Source organism: Psychroflexus sp. S27, assembly GCF_002810405.1.
In the GTDB taxonomy this organism is placed as follows: Bacteria; Bacteroidota; Bacteroidia; order Flavobacteriales; family Flavobacteriaceae; genus Psychroflexus; species Psychroflexus halocasei_A.
Genome location: NZ_NEXQ01000023.1, coordinates 87,423 through 104,600, shown reverse-complemented (window position 1 = coordinate 104,600; position 17,178 = coordinate 87,423). Strand labels below are relative to the sequence as shown.

Genomic DNA, 17,178 nt, shown 5'->3' with positions numbered 1-17,178 from the left:
CATATTTAAAATATCAAGAGGTTTAATTAATCTTAAATTATTTCATCAATTTATAATGAAAATTAATGTCATCTAAACCTGCTAATAATTCTTTATTGATATCGACAGATTTTGATCGACTCGCCATATCGAGTTTGATTTTATTCTCTCTTTCAAAAAGCAGAAAGTTCAATTGTTTCTCACCTTGATTTAAAAGAATCAACTCTTCCAACTTTTCAATGTTTTCTTCAGTTAACTGATTGATATCAAGCTGTAATTTGATTCGTTTTGAAAACTCAGCTAAAACTTCATGTAATTGTTTGAAGTTTTTAAACTTGATGCGTACACGACCAGGTTCGCCTGTTTTTCTATCAATAAATTGTGTTGCTGTCATTCTTATATGCACAAAACTATCAAGCGTTAAAAAGTGTCTGAATTTTAAATATTCCTCACCAAAAATCCAGAACTCGTGGCTATCGTAATAATCTTCAACAGTAAAAACGGCAAAACCTTTTCCCATTTTACTGGTTTTATGAGCAAATTCCGTGATCACACCACCAATACTAATTTCTTTATTCAAGTGATCTTCGATAGACTCAAAAACGCGTAAATCATGAGAGCAGAAATTATTCATTTCAAGTTTAAAATCATCAAGCGGATGTCCTGAAAGAAATAAGCCTATCACTTCTTTTTCAGCTTTCAGTGTTTTCATAGTGTGCCATTCATCACAAGGTGGCACTTCTGGTTCAGGAATTTGAACGTCACTCGCTTCACCAAAAAGACTGACTTGAGCTGAATTTTTATTCTCTTGATATTTTGCTGCAAACTTGACAACTTTTTCAATAAAAGTTAATTCGCCTTCTGTTTGATGGAAATATTGCGCACGGTGCACATTTCCTAAACTATCAAAAGCGCCTGCTAAGGCTAAACTTTCAAAAGCCTTTTTATTGGCGGCTCGTAAATCAATACGTTTAGCTAGATCAAAAATAGATTTGTAATGTCCATCTTCTTTTCTGTTTTCAACTATTGTTTTGACAGCCCCACCGCCAACGCCTTTGACCGCTCCCATTCCAAAACGAATGGCATTTTCTTTATTCACAGAGAATTTATGGTAAGATTCATTGACATCAGGTCCTAAAACAGGTAATCCCATTCGTCGACATTCTTCCATAAAGAAAGTCACTTTTTTAATATCGTTCATGTTATTCGAAAGTACAGCCGCCATGTATTCTGCTGGATAATGCGCTTTTAAATAAGCGGTTTGATAAGCCACAAAAGCATAACACGTGGAGTGAGATTTATTAAATGCATAACTCGCAAAAGCCTCCCAGTCTTTCCAAATTTTCTCTAGTTTATCTTCAGGATGTCCATTTGCTTTCGCTTGCTCAATAAACTTTGGTTTAAGCTTCGCAAGAACATCTTGCAACTTTTTCCCCATGGCTTTACGCAACACGTCGGCTTCACCTTTGGTAAAACTTGCCAATTTCTGCGATAGTAACATCACCTGCTCTTGGTAAACCGTAATTCCGTAGGTTTCCTCAAGGTATTCCTCCATTTCAGGTAAATCATAGCTAATCTCTTCAGCGCCATGTTTTCTTTTAATAAAACTCGGGATATATTCCATCGGCCCTGGACGATAAAGCGCGTTCATCGCAATCAAATCTTCAAAAACAGTTGGCTTTAAATCCTTCATGTGTTTTTGCATCCCTGGAGATTCATATTGAAAAACACCAACTGTTTCTCCACGCTGGAAAAGCTCGTAAGTTTTCTCGTCATCTAAAGGGAAAGCTTCAGGATCAAGATCTAAACCATGTCTAGCTTTAACAATAGAAACCGTGTCTTTAATCAGCGTCAAAGTTTTTAAACCTAAAAAGTCCATCTTGAGCAGACCAGCGTCTTCAACAACTGAGTTGTCAAATTGAGTGACGTATAAGTCTGAATCTTTTGCGACAGAAACAGGGACGAATTTGGTAATATCATCTGGTGTGATAATCACACCACAAGCGTGAATTCCTGTATTTCGAACAGAGCCTTCCAGAATTCTAGCCTGATTAACCGTTTCAGCTTCAGGTGTATTTTGCTCTGAAATCCCGATTAATTCCATCACTTTTTCAACATCTTCAGATCTGAATTTTGCTCTTAATTCTTTTTCATCTTTGCCAAAAATCTTGTGGAGTTTTGACATATCAGGAACCAACTTTGCAATACGATCAGCTTCATATAAAGGTAAATCTAAAGCTCTCGCTGTATCTCGAATGGCAGATTTAGCAGCCATTGTTCCGTAAGTAATAATTTGGGCGACTTGATTTTCACCATATTTATCAATCACATAATCCATGACGCGACTTCGGCCTTCATCATCAAAATCGATATCGATATCTGGCATACTGACTCGTTCAGGATTCAAAAAACGCTCAAAAAGCAAGTCGTATTTTATCGGGTCAATATTTGTAATTTTCAAGCAATAGGCAACAGCACTTCCCGCTGCCGATCCTCGACCTGGCCCAACAGAAACATCCATTTTTCTGGCTTCACGAATAAAATCTTCAACAATTAAGAAGTATCCCGGATAACCTGTATTAGCAATCACTGATAATTCAAAATTCAGTCTTTCTTCAATATCAGGTGTTATTTCACCATAACGCTCTTTTGCACCTTCAAAAGTGAGGTATTTTAAATAAGCATTTTCACCTCGTTTGCCATTATCTTCTTCATCTTTTGCATCAAGAAAACGCTCAGGAATACCAAAGGCAGGCAATAATACATCACGCGCCAATTCGTAAGCTTCAACTTTATCAGCTATTTCTTGCGTATGCGTAATTGCTTCAGGAACGTCTTTAAAAAGAGATTTCATTTCCTCTGTTGACTTAAAATAATACTTGTCATTTGGCAAGCCATAACGATAACCACGACCACGACCAATTGGTGTCGATTGTTTTTCACCATCTTTTACACACAGTAAAATGTCGTGTGCGTTGGCATCTTCTTGATCTGCGTAGTAAGTATTGTTAGAAGCCACTAGTTTAACTTGATGTTTTTTTGCAAACTTGATTAAAACCTCATTTGCTCTATCTTCATCTTCTTGACCGTGACGCATCAACTCGATGTAAAAGTCATCTTGAAAAGTTTCTTTCCACCACAACAAAGCTTCTTCGGCTTGCTTTTCGCCGATATTCAGAATTTTACTTGGAATTTCACCATACATATTTCCTGATAATACAATCAGGTCATCTTTATACTTTTCAACGACTTTCTTGTCGATACGTGGCACATAGTAAAAACCTTTTGTAAAACCAATAGAAGACATTTTTGCCAAATTGTGATAGCCTTTTTTGTTTTTAGCTAAAAGCACAATTTGATAACCATTGTCTTTGTGAGATTTATCTAAATGATCTTCACACACAAAAAACTCACAGCCAATAATCGGTTTGATTTTCACTTGATCACTTTCCTCATCAATAGATTTATTATGCTTCTGAACTGCATTCACAAAATGAAAAGCGCCCATCATATTGGCATGATCTGTTAAAGCAACTGCTGGCATTTTATGTTTGGCAGCCACCTCAACCAAATCAGGAATCGATGTTGTAGATTGTAAAACTGAAAACTGACTATGGTTATGTAAATGAATAAAATTTGCATCTTGAATTTTTTCAAGATTCTCATTCATTTCAGCTTTCGTTGGCTCGTTTGAAGAATCGCTTTGCGCCTTTTTAATTTTTTCTGAAGCCTTCTGAAGATTCACATGCTTTAAACCAATGCCTTTAAAAGGTTCTGGGTTTTTTGCTTGAAACTCTTGAAGATAACCGTTTTCAGCTTGAAGTTTATTCTCAGAATAAATGTTTGTTCTGATCAGCTCAAGAAAACAACGTGTTGTCGCCTCAACATCTGCAGTTGCGTTGTGCGCTTCACTAAAAGGAACGCCAAATAACTTTTCGTGTAATTCAGTTAATGTTGGTAATTTAAACTTACCACCTCGACCGCCAGGAATTTGACAAAGTTCAGCTGTGGTTTCTGTACAGGTATCAAGCACTGGCATTTCCGTCATTGGCGAGTCAACTTGAGCACGGTAATATTCCGCTCCCATAATATTGACATCAAAACCAACATTTTGCCCAACTACGAATTTAGCTTTGCCTAAGGCAACATTAAATTTTTCTAAAACCTCAAGAATCGGCACGCCTTTCTCTTCGGCTAAAGCTGTAGAAATTCCGTGAATACGCTCTGAATCATAAGGAATATCAAAACCTTCAGGCTTGATTAAAAAATCTTGATGCTCTACAAGTTCGCCCCATTCATCATGCACCTGCCATGCGATTTGTATGGCTCTTGGCCAATTATCAACATCGGAGATTGGCGCATTCCAGCGTTTTGGTAAACCCGTAGTTTCGGTATCGAATATGATATACATAGAGCAAGATTTTGCGTAAAATTACACAAAAAAAGATGCGAGCTTGATGCTTAAGTCAAGAAGTTATCCACAATGATTTTTGACTAAAAACACTTTCTGAAAACAATTATAAATTGGGTTTAAAATAATTAAATAAGAACCTCAAAAATTAAAGCCTTTACTAATGAAAAAAGAAATTTGATGATGATTTGAGTGAGATATAAAAAAGCGCGAGACGAAACTTCAATTGACTTCTGTTTTTATGACAAAACTTGAATACAAAAAAAATCCTCAACTTGCGTTAAGGATTGATGCGGCATCCTTTGCTTTTTTCAAGCAAAGATATAGCGGAAAGCCTGACCTTGCTTTTTTTTAAGCAAGGTAACGCCCAAAATATTATTGTACATTAAAAGAGCCTGCCTCAATAAGAAGTTCTGACTCTGTTGTGAAATTAAAAGTTCCTAAATAAAATCCGTTTTCGGCAGCGTTGATTGTCAATTGACCTGAAGTTGCTGCATCAAGTGTTCCGCCTTCAGTATAATCCATACTTAAATCAGCTTGATCAGCGATGGTGTAAGTTCCTGGTTCGAGAGTTTCTGGATAAGAAATATTAATTTCAGCTCCGTCAAAATCACCAGTTACAGAAATACGACCATCCGAAATTGATCTTGTTACGCCTTGAGTTTCCAGTAAAGTTCCATCAATAGTTGCTAACATATACTCTGTAGGCAAATCGCCTGGCTCGTCAATATCACCTCCGCCAGGATTTCCTAATGGCACATTAAAAAAAGCACCTTTATGAAAAACAATCGTATCACCAGTTTCATTGACAGCATTGAAGTTAAAATTACCATCGTAACCATCTTCATTAATTTGTAAAATCTCTATAACTCCGTCAATATTTGAATGTTTTGAGGTATAAACATCTCCTAAATAAGTTTTATAGGTTGCAGAATTAACTCCCGTTGGTGCAAGTGTATAAATACCTGGTTGACTAAACTCGGTGGTTAATTTTACACTCTCATTCGTTGTACTTTCAATAGTCAAATGTCCTTCATCGTTTAGATAAGCTACTCCTGTTTGAGATCTAAAAAAGTCATTATCAATCATTGTTTGAAACACTGTTTCATCTCTTGTAATTGTATCAGAACAACTTAAAGTAAGGATGGCAATAAGAAAAACTAGGGTAAATCGCTTCATTCTTAAAATTTTGCTAACAAATGTAATATAAAAATTATGAATACATAATTGAAAATTTTAGAAAAATAAAACTTATCTTTGCCGATTATTAATAACGGAGGTCGAGAACCTCAAAATTTAATTTTTTATGCCTACAAAAATCAGATTACAAAGACACGGTAGAAAAGGAAAACCGTTTTTTTGGGTAGTTGCGACAGATAGTCGTGAAAAAAGAGATGGTAAATTCATTGAGAAATTAGGAATTTACAATCCAACAACAATTCCAGCAACGATAGAATTAGATGTCGATGCTTCTGTGAAGTGGTTACGCAAAGGTGCTCAACCAACTGATACAGCAAAAAGAATTCTATCTTACAAAGGTGCGATGCTTAAGAAACACTTGCTTGCAGGAGTTGATAAAGGCGCATTAACTGAAGAAGAAGCAAACAAAAAGTTTGAAGCTTGGTTAGAAGAAAAAAATTCAAAAGTTGATTCTGCTAACGCTAGCGCTCGTCAGAAAGAGAAAGATGCTAAAGAAAAAGCATTAGCTGCTGAAAAAGAAGTGAACGCTAAGCGCGAGGCTGAAGCAAAAGCTGCTGATGATGAGGCGAAAGCTGCTGCAGAAGCTGAAGCTGCCGAGGCTGCTGAAGGTAAAACTGAAGAAGCGCAAGCTGAAGAGTCTAACGAAGAAGACAAAGCTTAAAAAATTGGCGATGACAAAAGATGAATGTTTTTATCTTGGAGAAATTGTCAGTAAATTTAGTTTCAAAGGTGAAGTTCAAATCAAACTTGATACGGACGAGCCTGGAGCTTACACAAACTTGGAATCAGTTCTTGTCGATTTTAACGACAAGCTGATTCCTTTTTTTATTATAAAATCTAATCTGCAGAAAACAAACCTTCTCCGCGTTAAACTTGAAGATGTTGACAACGAAGCAGATGCTTTGGATTTGATAAAAAAGGCTGTTTACTTACCACTTTCTGAACTTCCTGATCTCGATGATTCACAATTTTACTTTCATGAAGTTGCCGGATTTGAAGCACACGATGCTCAAGAAGGTTTTTTTGGTAAAATAAAAGGTATTGACAGCAACTCGCCACAGGCTTTGTTTTTAATTGATAAAGACGGAAAAGAAATTTTAGTACCTGTGAATGATGCTTTTATCAAAGAGATTGATAAAGATAATAAACGCATCGACTTTAATCTACCTGAAGGTCTTCTTGATTTATACCTATAAAACAAACTTCAGTTTTGTCAGAGAAACCATTTCGTTTTAAAGAGTTTACTATCCATCATCAACATGCTGCCATGAAGGTTGGCACTGATGCTGTTTTACTTGGTGCTTGGGCAAAAATTAATGACAATACTAAAAGCATTTTGGATGTTGGCAGCGGCACAGGCATTATTGCTTTACAGCTTGCACAACGCAGTTATGCTGAACAAATTGATGGGATTGAATTAGATGATTCCGCTTTTGAAGAATGTGTTCACAACTTTGAAGAAAGTCCGTGGAGCGACCGTCTGTTCTGTTATCACGCTAGTTTTCAAGAATTCACTGAAGAGGTCGACGAAACTTACGATCTCATTGTCTCTAACCCACCTTACTTTAAAAAGCAAAACAATTTAAATTTAGATCTTTCACGTGAAAAAGCACGTTTTCAAGATGCCTTAACTTTTGAAGAATTGATATTTGGCGTTAAAAAATTTCTATCTCAAAAAGGAAATTTCTCAGTGATTATTCCTGCTCAAGCTGAAAATGAATTTCTTAAAATCGCTGAAAAATATCAACTCTATCCTTCTGATATTTTAAATATAAAAGGACGAAAAGAAACTGAAATTAAAAGAAGTTTGATCAATTTGACGTTTACTAAAACAGAAACGCTAATCTCTGAACTTGTGATTGAAAATGCGAGACATGATTACACTGAAGAATACATCAATTTGGTAAAAGATTTCTATCTCAAAATGTAAACTGGCTTCTTATAAAAAACAAACTTGTTTTGACTAAGAATTTTCTAAAATTATAACAAAAGTCAAGTCAAGATGATCTGAATATTCCTTAAATTTGGGTCAATTTATTAGAAATTATGAAACAAGATACTTTTCAAGCTCCAGATTATTACAATATTGATGATTTATTAACCGAAGAACACAGACTTGTCAGGCAAGCTGCCCGTGATTGGGTTAAAAGAGATGTCAGTCCGATTATTGAAGAAGCAGCACAAAAAGCTGAATTCCCGAAATCAATTATCAAAGGTCTTTCAGAGATCGGTGCCTTTGGCCCGTACATTCCAGAAGAATATGGCGGCGCAGGTTTAGACCAAATTTCTTATGGCTTAATCATGCAAGAAATCGAGCGTGGTGATAGCGGTGTAAGATCAACTGCATCTGTACAATCATCACTCGTGATGTTCCCGATTTACGCTTATGGAACTGATGAACAAAAAAAGAAATTTCTTCCAAAATTAGCTTCAGGAGAATTTATGGGTGCTTTTGGTTTAACTGAACCAGATCACGGTTCTAACCCAAGCGGAATGACATCAAACTATAAAGATAAAGGTAATCATTACCTACTCAATGGTGCAAAAATGTGGATTTCGAATGCTCCTTTTTGTGATATCGCTGTTGTTTGGGCGAAAAACGAAGAAGGTCGTATCCATGGATTAATTGTAGAGCGTGGCATGGAAGGATTTTCAACACCGGAAACACATAACAAATGGTCGCTAAGAGCATCAGCAACAGGTGAGCTTATTTTTGACAACGTGAAAGTTCCTAAAGAAAATTTACTAACTGGCAAAAGTGGTTTAGGCGCTCCACTTTCTTGCTTAGATTCTGCAAGATTTGGTATTGCTTGGGGTGCAATTGGTGCCGCGATGGATTGCTACGACACGGCTTTAAGATATTCAAAAGAACGTATGCAATTTGACAAACCTATTGCAAGCTTTCAGCTACAACAAAAGAAACTTGCTGAAATGATTACTGAAATCACAAAAGCACAATTGCTTGCTTTACGCTTAGGTCAACTTAAAAACGAAGGCAAAGCGACTACAGCACAAATATCTATGGCAAAACGTAACAATGTAGACATGGCAATTAATATCGCTAGAGAAGCAAGACAAATGCTTGGTGGCATGGGAATTACTGGCGAATATAGCATTATGCGACACATGATGAATTTAGAAAGTGTCATCACTTACGAAGGAACACACGACATCCACCTACTAATTACAGGTGCAGATGTCACAGGAATTCCTGCTTTTAAATAAAAAAAAATTAATTTTTACTTCAAAAGCGGTTTTAATCAAAGCCGCTTTTTTTATTATTTAATATGAGCTGTATAAAGAACTTAGAAGAAATATCGAGACAAAATGAAAGTGAAACCAGAGATCACTTTTTATTTCCACTGATAGAAAGTCCTCAGGATTTAAATTGCTTTTTGGAAAGTTATGCAATTGAAATTTATTATTTAGAAAAGATGAATTCAAACAAAGATAATTCTTCACCTGAAATTACCGCCTTGTTTGATTATCTTGATATAAAATTTAATGACATTAAAAATATTGAACTATCTCAAGCTCAATTGGATTTTTTTGATTTTTATTATTCAAAAATTTCTTCAAGTCAAAAGCATCATAAGTTAGTTTTTTCAGTTTTCAGTCAAAGAAAAGTGATTGCAAATCTATCTTTAAATACTATTAAATATTTACAACAAAAGTTTCCAAAACATAATTTTGAAATTTTGAAAATGTTTTTTGAAAAAGAAATAAAGAATGAGCATCTAACTCAAAACCTAAAAAATGAACTCAAAGAAATGATTGTTTATCAGGACACAAATTGTGAAAAACTAATCGAAAATTTAAAAACATTTTATCAGCTTAGGGAAAAAGTTTGGAATCAGATTTTGAAAACAATTCAGTTACAAAAAGGTATTGCAAAATAGAACTGCTGCCAATTTATTCAATCAACAACAGTGTTTAAATGTTATAAAAATATATTATTCTTCAGGTGCTAATTCTACGACTAGGCCTTCTAAATCTTCAGTAATAGGAATCTGACACCCCAGCCTACTATTTTCTTTTACATGAAAAGCTTCAGCAAGCATGGCTTCTTCGTCCATTTCCATTTCTGGTAACTCAGTGTCGGACTTAATATAACATTGACAAGATGCACACATAGCCATTCCGCCACAAATACCAATTGTTCCTTCTGGGGCCAATTCGTATGATCTTACGATTTCCATTAAATTCATCGCTATGTCAGTAGGCGCATCAACGACATGAGTTTCTCCCTCACGATCTGTAATCGTTATTTTGATATCCATAAATTAATCGATTGCTTTAACCACAGCTTTAGGTGCTTCTTTTTTTGACCCATCAAAACCTGTTACACCACCAACAGTTGTATATTTCATCACGTAACGTTTATCAGGAAAAATACGCTGGTAAGCACTTTGGCACATCATCGTAGCTTCATGAAAACCGCACAAAATCAATTTGAGTTTACCTGGATATGTATTCACATCGCCAATGGCATAAACACCAGGAACATTCGTTTGGTAATCTAATGAATTATCAACTTTAATAGCATTTTTTTCAATCTCTAATCCCCACTTTGAAATTGGTCCTAATTTAGGAGACAATCCAAAAAGTGGAATAAAATGATCTGTTTCTATTTTAAAATCCTCTTCAGGATTGTTGTTTTTTCTAATGACTAAAGATTTAAGCTGGCTTTCACCCTCTATACCGACAACTTCAGCTGGAGTGATTAGTTTTATTTTACCTAAATCTTTTAATTCTTTAACACGATCAACAGATTCTAGAGCACCTCTGAATTCATTTCTTCGATGAATCAAAGTCACTTTTGAAGCAATATCAGCAAGGTAAATAGACCAGTCGAGAGCTGAATCACCGCCACCTGCAATGACAACAGATTGCTCACGGTAATCTTCAGGATTCTTTACCATATAAGAAACACCTTTCTTTTCGTAATCTGCTAGGTTTGATATTGGTGGTTTTCGAGGCTCAAAGCTACCCAAACCACCAGCAATTGCAACAACTTTAGCGTGATGCTTTGTGCCTTCATCTGTCGTAACGATAAAAGTTCCATCATCAAGTTTTTCTAGATCCTGCGCTCTTTCCCCTAATGTAAATCCAGGCTCAAAGGGTTTGATTTGCTCCATTAGATTATCAACCAAATCACCAGCTAAAACTTCTGGATAACCTGGAATATCATAAATAGGTTTTTTCGGATAGAGTTCAGCAAGTTGTCCGCCAGGCTGTGGTAGCCCATCAATTAAATGACATTTTAATTTCAACAATCCTGCTTCAAAAACTGTAAAAAGTCCTGTTGGTCCAGCACCTATTATAAGAATATCTGTTTCAATCATATTTTTGTACTTTGAAAATATAAAGGTCATTGATCCTAAAAAGAATTCAAATGACTTTTGTCAAATTTGCTTAATATTTTTAAGCCTTCACATTTGTCACAGATTCAATCTGCGGCACGTGTTTTTTAATTGTCATTTCAACACCAGACTTCAATGTCATTTGGTTAACTGTGCAATCTATACAAGTGCCAAGCAATTTCACTTTTACATGCTTATCATCTTCGATTTCAAGCAGCTCGATATCACCACCGTCATTTTTAAGAAATGGCCTGATTTCTTCAAGTGCAACTTGCACTTTATCACGTAATTCTTGTCCTGTCATTATTCTACTTATTTACAGCGCTACAGCCAGCCATCGTTGTGATTTGAATTGCTTCCGTTTCAGGTAAATTCTCATTACGATCAACAACTTGCTGTACCACATTTCTTGTTAGTTCTAAAAATGCATTACTTAATAATGTATCATCTTGTAATGCAGCAGGTCTTCCGATATCTCCAGATTCACGAAGACTTTGTACAAGAGGAATTTCTCCTAAAAATGGTACATCTAAATCTTTAGCCAGATAGCTTGCGCCTTTTTCACCGAAGATGTAATATTTATGATCAGGCAATTCAGCCGGAGTGAAGTAAGCCATATTTTCAACAATACCTAAAACTGGTACATTGATACTTTCTTGATTAAACATTGCAACACCTTTTTTGGCATCAGCTAAAGCAACGTTTTGAGGCGTACTCACAACAACAGCTCCTGTAATTGGCATTGATTGCATGATAGATAAATGAATATCTCCAGTTCCTGGAGGTAGATCGACTAAAAGGAAATCTAGCTCTCCCCAGTCAGCATCAAAAATCATTTGGTTCAATGCTTTTGCAGCCATTGGTCCTCTCCAAATAACTGCTTGATCTGGCTTAGTAAAAAAGCCAATTGATAGCATTTTCACACCGTAACTTTGAATAGGTTTCATTTTTGATTTTCCTCCAACATTAACTGACAAAGGTTTTTCATTAGCGACATTAAACATAATTGGCCCAGATGGTCCATAAATGTCAGCATCTAACAAGCCAACTTTAAAGCCAAGTTTAGATAAACTTACAGCTAAATTAGCTGTGATTGTAGATTTTCCGACGCCACCTTTACCAGATGCAACGGCAACTATATTTTTGATTCCTGGAATAGGTTTTCCTTTGATCTCGTTTGTTTCTTTCTTTTGTGAAGAAGATGTTTCAACTGAAACTTTAACTTCAACTTTAGCTTTTTCATAAACCTTTTCGTGGATGACTTTCATCACATCAACCTCGGCACGCTTACGAATATTTAAAGCTGGCGTTGATAATTTGAGATCAACGATAACTTCATCACCAAAAGTGACTATATTTTGAACTGCACCGCTTTCAACCATGTTCTGACCTTCGCCAGCAACGCTAATTGTTGACAATGCCTTTTTGATATCTTCTTTATTGAGCTTCATAAACTTATGTGACATTTATTAAGATTTAATCTAAATGCAAATATACGATTTAAGCGCTTAATAAAGACTCTTTTATCTTGATTTTAATAGAGTTCGAACGGATCCCAAAAAACTTCTTGAAAACTCTTAATCTGATCATTTTCAACAACATGACCTTCAGCTTCAAGTCGTTTTTGCATCATATCAATTTCATTAAAATGATGCTTCCCTGTTAAAACGCCATTTCGATTCACCACACGATGCGCTGGTAATCCAGCATCATTTTTCAATGAATTATTCATCGCATAACCAACAGTTCTTGCACTTTTAGGAGCTCCTATTGCTTTTGCAATTGCTCCGTAACTGGTGACTTTTCCATCAGGAATTTGACGAACAACTTCGTAAACCTTTTCGTAAAAATCTTCTGTTTTTTTCATCCGCCTTTATAATAAATTCTCCAGACAGTAACGCATGCTAAAATCAGCATTAAAGCTGCCATGAAATAGTTTGAGTATTTTTTAAATCTAGTGGTTTTATCCTCAATTTTTATAAAGAAAACAATATAAGCGTAAAGTGTTGTAAAGGTTCCCAAAGCTGCACTTAAAGCAAAAAGAATAATATTTAAGGTCGTAAATTCAAAGTCGAATTCTGAACCAAAAACTGTTGATAACACAACAAAATAAGGAATAGGGAAAACATTTAAAACTGCGATTAACAAACCATTCAAAAAACTACGGGAGGATTTTGATTTACTGATTTCATCTTTAGACTTACTATGCTGAGCTGTTAATAAGAAGTAAAGCATCATCAAAATTAATATCACTAAACCTGTTCTTAAAAGCATCCCTTTCACAAAAGGGTGATCAAAAATATAAGATGATAAAAGAACTGAAACCGTCGCTTGAAGCAACACAACAATACTGGCACCAATCGCCATCATTAAAGCTGCTTTTTTGCCACGATTCAGGCAGGCTTTTGCCACAGACATATTGATAAGACCAGGCGGAACAACTCCTGCAAAGGCTGCGAGGTAAGTGAGTATATAGACTTGTAGTTCTACCAAATTATGAATTAAAATTAAATTTTAAATATGTAATCGCTTTGTTTTCTTTCAAGTATTGCGATTCGTAAAAAGTCTGAATTCCAATAACTTCTTTTGGCGCATCATGATTGACGTAAATATCATGATGTGCATACATAACATTGTAAGATAAACCTTCTAAAACTCCTAATGTATAACCATGCATAAATTCACTATCTGTCTTGAGATGCATGATTCCGTCAGGCTTTAGAATGTGTTTATATTTTTCTAAAAAACTAGGATTAGTCATTCTATGCTTCGTTCTTTTCCACTTAATTTGGGGGTCAGGAAAGGTAATCCAGATTTCGCTGATTTCATTTTCCTCAAAAATATGATGGACAAGCTCTATTTGTGTTCTGATAAAACAAACATTATCAAGATTTTCTTCAGTGGCAGTTTTAGCACCTCGCCAAAAACGTGCGCCTTTAATGTCTATGCCAATAAAATTTTTGTCAGGATTTTGCTTTGCCAACTCAACTGTATATTCGCCTTTACCGCAACCAAGCTCTAATACGATTGGGTTTTCATTATTAAAAAAAGATGAAGCCCACTGACCTCTATATTTCATTTTTTCTTCAACAACTTCTTCACGCGTTGGCTGTATAACATTTTCAAATGTTTCGTTTTCTTTAAAACGTTTTAATTTATTTTTACTCCCCACAATTAAATTTTTTGTAAAATTAAGGATTTAAAGGTTGTGCTCAAACTGAAATAAAAATTGATGCGAAAATTAAATATTCTTGTTGCACCACTTCATTGGGGTTTGGGTCACGCGACGCGCTGCATTCCGATTATTAGAAAACTAATTTCTGAAGGTCATCACATTGTCATTGCTAGTGATGGCAAAGCTTTAGACTTGTTAAATAAAGAGTTTACTGAATTAAAAAGCTATCGATTTCAATCTTCTGAAATTATTTATGGTGCAGGCAAAACCAACATGAAATTCCGTTTATTTAAAGCAAGTTTTAAAATGCTTCTCGGTATTAAAAGAGAAAAAAGGATAACTAATGAAATATGTGATGCTGAAAAAATTGATTTTATTATTTCTGATAACCGCTTAGGCGTTAGAAACAAAACTATAAAATCTGTCATTATCTCACATCAACTCAACCTAAAACATCATTTTTCAGCTTGGCTTCCTCATGTTGTTTACAGGTCTTTTCTGAACAAATTTGATCAAATTTGGGTTCCTGATCAGCGAGGGGGAAATAAACTGAGCGGCCGACTATCTCAATGGAAAAAAGCTGAACATAAAACATATTATATCGGCTTATGTTCTGCTTTAGAAAAAAAGGAAACGCCTTCAACTTATGAGTTTTGCATTTTGTTGTCTGGTCCAGAACCTCAGCGCGGTTTATTAGAAGAAAAATTGATTGCTATTTTTAAGAGTAAAAAAGAAAAATCAATTATGATTGGAGGGCGCTTTGAAAATGAACAGAAAACCTATAAATATCATCAACTGACTTATATTAACTATATGACAAGTCAAGAACTTTCTAACGCACTTAATGCTTCGTCTTATATTATATGTAGATCAGGTTATTCAAGTTTGATGGATTTAACGCATCTTCATAAAAAAGGAATTTTGATTCCGACACCTGAGCAGCCAGAGCAAATTTATTTAGCTAAATATCTTAAAAAGAAAGGAATCTTTGATTACAAAAATCAAAAAGACATTGAAGCCACAGATTTTATGAGTATGGATCAAAAATATACTGGATTTCAAAAATTGAATTCTGAAGATACTAAACTCATTCTTCCTGATATTTCGTTAAAGTAAATGAGAATTCACTACCAACACCATATTCACTATCGACTTTTACTTTTTCTTGATGCGCTTCAACAATGTGTTTAACGATTGACAGTCCTAAACCTGAACCGCCTTCTTTACGTGATCCACTTTTGTCAACTCTGTAAAAGCGTTCAAAAAGTCGAGGAATATTTTGAGCCTTAACACCTTCTCCATTGTCGCTAACGCTTACTTTTATTTTATGAGAAGAAATGTCTTCAACGACCATTTTAACAATCCCTCCCTTTTTACCATACTTAATTGAGTTAACTACTAAATTTGCTAAAACCTGCTGCATCCGTTCTTTATCAGCTTTAACAAAAATAGGTTTTGTAATAGATTCAATATCAATGCTGATTTCTTTTTTAGCAGCTTTCATTTCTAACAAATCATGCACGCCATCAAGAAGTTCGTTGATATCAAATTTTTCTTGAAATAGATTAAGATCACCCGTTTCTAATTTGGTAATCATGTCAAGATCTTTCACGATGTATATCAAGCGATCAACGCCTTTACTGGCTCTCGCCAAATATTTATCCCTAACTTTTTCATCGTTAGAAGCGCCATCTAACAAAGTCAAAATATAACCTTGCACTGTAAACAAAGGCGTTTTGAGTTCGTGCGCTACATTACCCATAAATTCTTTTCGGTAGCTGTCACGACCTTTTAAGGTTTCGATTTCTAATCTTTTATGTTTTGCAAATCGCTCAACTTCAGCTGTTAAAGTTTTCATATCCGAAGTTAATCGCTGAGGGTTTATAGACTCAGCATCTAATAAGGCGACACTATCATAAACAGATTTTACACGTTTATATATAAAATATTCTATCCTTAATTGGATAATAAAAAAAGAGAAAACATAACAAAGCAGTGCGAAAATCAATATGGAAAGCCACAAGACTTCAAAAAAATAATACTGATAAATCAGAATGAGTAAACTCAGAAATAATGTGATATAAGTTGAAGTAAAAAAGGCAAACTTGTATGAACGCTTATATTTAATAGACATTAAACAACGAATTTATAACCAACACCTTTTACGGTTTTGAACCTGTCATTTCCTATTTTCTCACGAAGTTTTCTGATATGAACATCAATTGTGCGACCACCAACAATCACCTCATCACCCCAAACTGTATTGAGAATATCTTCACGTTTGAAAACTTTTTCGGGTTGAGAAGATAACAAAGCGAGAAGTTCAAATTCTTTACGCGGAAGCGAAAATTCTTGGTCAGCTTTAGTGACTTTATATTCATCTCGATTAACAGTCATATCGCCAACGCTGTAAATATTTAATTCTTCAGGTTCTTCAGTTCTAAAACGACGCAGCAAAGCTTTGATTTTGCTCATCAATACTTTAGGTTTAATAGGCTTGGTAATATAGTCATCAGCTCCAGCATCGTAACCTGCAACGTGAGAATAATCCTCAGCGCGTGCTGTCAAAAAAGTGATTACTGTATTTTGCAGACCTTTTGTATTACGTATAATCTCACAAGCTTCAATACCATCCATTTCAGGCATCATTACATCTAAGATGATGAGTTCAGGTTTTTTCTTTTTGGCTTTTTTAACAGCCTTGACACCATTTTCAGCTTTTATCACCTTATAACCTTCTTGTTTTAGATTATAACTTAATATTTCTAAAATATCTGGATCGTCGTCTGCAATTAAAATTGTAATCTCTGATTTTTCCATAAAGATTTTAAATATTTCTGATACAAATTTAGACAAATATATCAGACACCTAAATTAATAAATAATTATGATAAGGAGTTTTTTAGTAAACTTTAGTTAACCTTTAATAACTAAAAAATATTATACCAAAAAGAGCAGTTTGCATTTTCAATAATTGATAATGTTCATTAACTCTTTTAGTTTTTATTATCAAATAAAAATACTATTAATTTTTCCTTTATCAAATCCAT

The 17,178-nt window shown here is 34.8% G+C and carries 17 protein-coding genes; 6 read left to right on the top strand and 11 right to left on the bottom strand.

Features of this window, described 5'->3' with window-relative positions; translation table 11 throughout:
• Nucleotides 1-37: 37 nt before the first annotated feature.
• Both dnaE and CAP47_RS06845 read right to left on the bottom strand, forming a co-directional pair.
• The gene (dnaE, locus tag CAP47_RS06850; RefSeq protein ID WP_100775956.1) at nt 38-4,390 is read right to left on the bottom strand and encodes a DNA polymerase III subunit alpha; all 4,353 of its coding nucleotides are present in this window, start codon (nt 4,388-4,390) and stop codon (nt 38-40) included.
• Between the two features lie 375 nt (nt 4,391-4,765).
• The gene (locus tag CAP47_RS06845) at nt 4,766-5,569 is read right to left on the bottom strand and encodes a DUF6252 family protein (protein WP_100775955.1); all 804 of its coding nucleotides are present in this window, start codon (nt 5,567-5,569) and stop codon (nt 4,766-4,768) included.
• Nucleotides 5,570-5,696: 127 nt separating this feature from the next.
• Here CAP47_RS06845 and CAP47_RS06840 point away from each other — a divergent pair, with 127 nt between their 5' ends.
• The 5 genes from CAP47_RS06840 (at nt 5,697) to CAP47_RS06820 (ending at nt 9,489) form a co-directional block, all read left to right on the top strand.
• Complete coding sequence (locus CAP47_RS06840) at nt 5,697-6,251, top strand: 30S ribosomal protein S16 (RefSeq protein ID WP_093245035.1); 555 nt, start codon at nt 5,697-5,699, stop codon at nt 6,249-6,251.
• Between the two features lie 10 nt (nt 6,252-6,261).
• Nucleotides 6,262-6,786: a ribosome maturation factor RimM gene (gene rimM / locus CAP47_RS06835; RefSeq protein ID WP_093245030.1), complete on the top strand. Its 525-nt coding sequence runs from the start codon at nt 6,262-6,264 to the stop codon at nt 6,784-6,786.
• A 14-nt stretch (nt 6,787-6,800) separates the two neighbouring features.
• Complete coding sequence (locus CAP47_RS06830) at nt 6,801-7,520, top strand: tRNA1(Val) (adenine(37)-N6)-methyltransferase (RefSeq protein ID WP_234953142.1); 720 nt, start codon at nt 6,801-6,803, stop codon at nt 7,518-7,520.
• A gap of 116 nt (nt 7,521-7,636) precedes the next feature.
• Entirely contained in the window at nt 7,637-8,815 is a 1,179-nt protein-coding gene (locus tag CAP47_RS06825; RefSeq protein ID WP_093245025.1) for an acyl-CoA dehydrogenase family protein, read from the top strand.
• Nucleotides 8,816-8,877: 62 nt separating this feature from the next.
• Complete coding sequence (locus tag CAP47_RS06820) at nt 8,878-9,489, top strand: DUF3050 domain-containing protein (RefSeq protein WP_093245021.1); 612 nt, start codon at nt 8,878-8,880, stop codon at nt 9,487-9,489.
• 54 nt (nt 9,490-9,543) lie between these two features.
• Here the strand turns inward: CAP47_RS06820 and CAP47_RS06815 are convergent, their stop codons facing one another.
• The 7 genes from CAP47_RS06815 to trmB form a co-directional block, all read right to left on the bottom strand.
• A complete protein-coding gene (locus CAP47_RS06815; protein WP_093245016.1) occupies nt 9,544-9,870 on the bottom strand; it encodes a 2Fe-2S iron-sulfur cluster-binding protein in 327 nt (108 codons plus the stop codon).
• A 3-nt stretch (nt 9,871-9,873) separates the two neighbouring features.
• Nucleotides 9,874-10,935, bottom strand: a complete 1,062-nt coding sequence (locus tag CAP47_RS06810) for an NAD(P)/FAD-dependent oxidoreductase (protein ID WP_100776104.1) — start codon at nt 10,933-10,935, stop codon at nt 9,874-9,876.
• A 79-nt stretch (nt 10,936-11,014) separates the two neighbouring features.
• Entirely contained in the window at nt 11,015-11,257 is a 243-nt protein-coding gene (locus CAP47_RS06805) for a NifU family protein (protein WP_100775954.1), read from the bottom strand.
• A 4-nt stretch (nt 11,258-11,261) separates the two neighbouring features.
• The gene (locus CAP47_RS06800; RefSeq protein WP_100776103.1) at nt 11,262-12,404 is read right to left on the bottom strand and encodes an Mrp/NBP35 family ATP-binding protein; all 1,143 of its coding nucleotides are present in this window, start codon (nt 12,402-12,404) and stop codon (nt 11,262-11,264) included.
• A gap of 83 nt (nt 12,405-12,487) precedes the next feature.
• Nucleotides 12,488-12,820: an MGMT family protein gene (locus CAP47_RS06795; RefSeq protein ID WP_100775953.1), complete on the bottom strand. Its 333-nt coding sequence runs from the start codon at nt 12,818-12,820 to the stop codon at nt 12,488-12,490.
• Nucleotides 12,817-13,446: a LysE family translocator gene (locus tag CAP47_RS06790; protein ID WP_100775952.1), complete on the bottom strand. Its 630-nt coding sequence runs from the start codon at nt 13,444-13,446 to the stop codon at nt 12,817-12,819. The genes CAP47_RS06795 and CAP47_RS06790 overlap by 4 nt, the downstream gene beginning before the upstream one ends.
• Before the next feature lies 1 nt (nt 13,447).
• Nucleotides 13,448-14,125: a tRNA (guanosine(46)-N7)-methyltransferase TrmB gene (gene trmB, locus CAP47_RS06785; protein ID WP_100775951.1), complete on the bottom strand. Its 678-nt coding sequence runs from the start codon at nt 14,123-14,125 to the stop codon at nt 13,448-13,450.
• A gap of 60 nt (nt 14,126-14,185) precedes the next feature.
• Here trmB and CAP47_RS06780 point away from each other — a divergent pair, with 60 nt between their 5' ends.
• Entirely contained in the window at nt 14,186-15,244 is a 1,059-nt protein-coding gene (locus tag CAP47_RS06780; protein WP_100775950.1) for a glycosyltransferase, read from the top strand.
• Here CAP47_RS06780 and CAP47_RS06775 read toward each other — a convergent pair.
• The gene (locus CAP47_RS06775) at nt 15,216-16,262 is read right to left on the bottom strand and encodes a sensor histidine kinase (RefSeq protein WP_100775949.1); all 1,047 of its coding nucleotides are present in this window, start codon (nt 16,260-16,262) and stop codon (nt 15,216-15,218) included. The genes CAP47_RS06780 and CAP47_RS06775 overlap by 29 nt on opposite strands.
• Nucleotides 16,262-16,948, bottom strand: coding sequence for a response regulator transcription factor (locus tag CAP47_RS06770; RefSeq protein ID WP_100775948.1), 687 nt, complete (start codon nt 16,946-16,948; stop codon nt 16,262-16,264). Before CAP47_RS06770 ends, CAP47_RS06775 begins: the two co-directional genes overlap by 1 nt.
• Between the last annotated feature and the right edge of the window lie 230 nt (nt 16,949-17,178).

Excerpts from the sequence above, each read along its gene's own strand:
- dnaE (WP_100775956.1), bottom strand. The coding sequence starts at position 4,390 with ATGTATATCATATTCGATACCGAAACTACGGGTTTACCAAAACGCTGG.
- CAP47_RS06845 (WP_100775955.1), bottom strand. The coding sequence starts at position 5,569 with ATGAAGCGATTTACCCTAGTTTTTCTTATTGCCATCCTTACTTTAAGT.
- CAP47_RS06840 (WP_093245035.1), top strand. The coding sequence starts at position 5,697 with ATGCCTACAAAAATCAGATTACAAAGACACGGTAGAAAAGGAAAACCG.
- rimM (WP_093245030.1), top strand. The coding sequence starts at position 6,262 with ATGACAAAAGATGAATGTTTTTATCTTGGAGAAATTGTCAGTAAATTT.
- CAP47_RS06825 (WP_093245025.1), top strand. The coding sequence starts at position 7,637 with ATGAAACAAGATACTTTTCAAGCTCCAGATTATTACAATATTGATGAT.
- CAP47_RS06820 (WP_093245021.1), top strand. The coding sequence starts at position 8,878 with ATGAGCTGTATAAAGAACTTAGAAGAAATATCGAGACAAAATGAAAGT.
- CAP47_RS06815 (WP_093245016.1), bottom strand. The coding sequence starts at position 9,870 with ATGGATATCAAAATAACGATTACAGATCGTGAGGGAGAAACTCATGTC.
- CAP47_RS06810 (WP_100776104.1), bottom strand. The coding sequence starts at position 10,935 with ATGATTGAAACAGATATTCTTATAATAGGTGCTGGACCAACAGGACTT.
- CAP47_RS06805 (WP_100775954.1), bottom strand. The coding sequence starts at position 11,257 with ATGACAGGACAAGAATTACGTGATAAAGTGCAAGTTGCACTTGAAGAA.
- CAP47_RS06800 (WP_100776103.1), bottom strand. The coding sequence starts at position 12,404 with ATGAAGCTCAATAAAGAAGATATCAAAAAGGCATTGTCAACAATTAGC.
- CAP47_RS06795 (WP_100775953.1), bottom strand. The coding sequence starts at position 12,820 with ATGAAAAAAACAGAAGATTTTTACGAAAAGGTTTACGAAGTTGTTCGT.
- CAP47_RS06780 (WP_100775950.1), top strand. The coding sequence starts at position 14,186 with ATGCGAAAATTAAATATTCTTGTTGCACCACTTCATTGGGGTTTGGGT.
- CAP47_RS06775 (WP_100775949.1), bottom strand. The coding sequence starts at position 16,262 with ATGTCTATTAAATATAAGCGTTCATACAAGTTTGCCTTTTTTACTTCA.
- CAP47_RS06770 (WP_100775948.1), bottom strand. The coding sequence starts at position 16,948 with ATGGAAAAATCAGAGATTACAATTTTAATTGCAGACGACGATCCAGAT.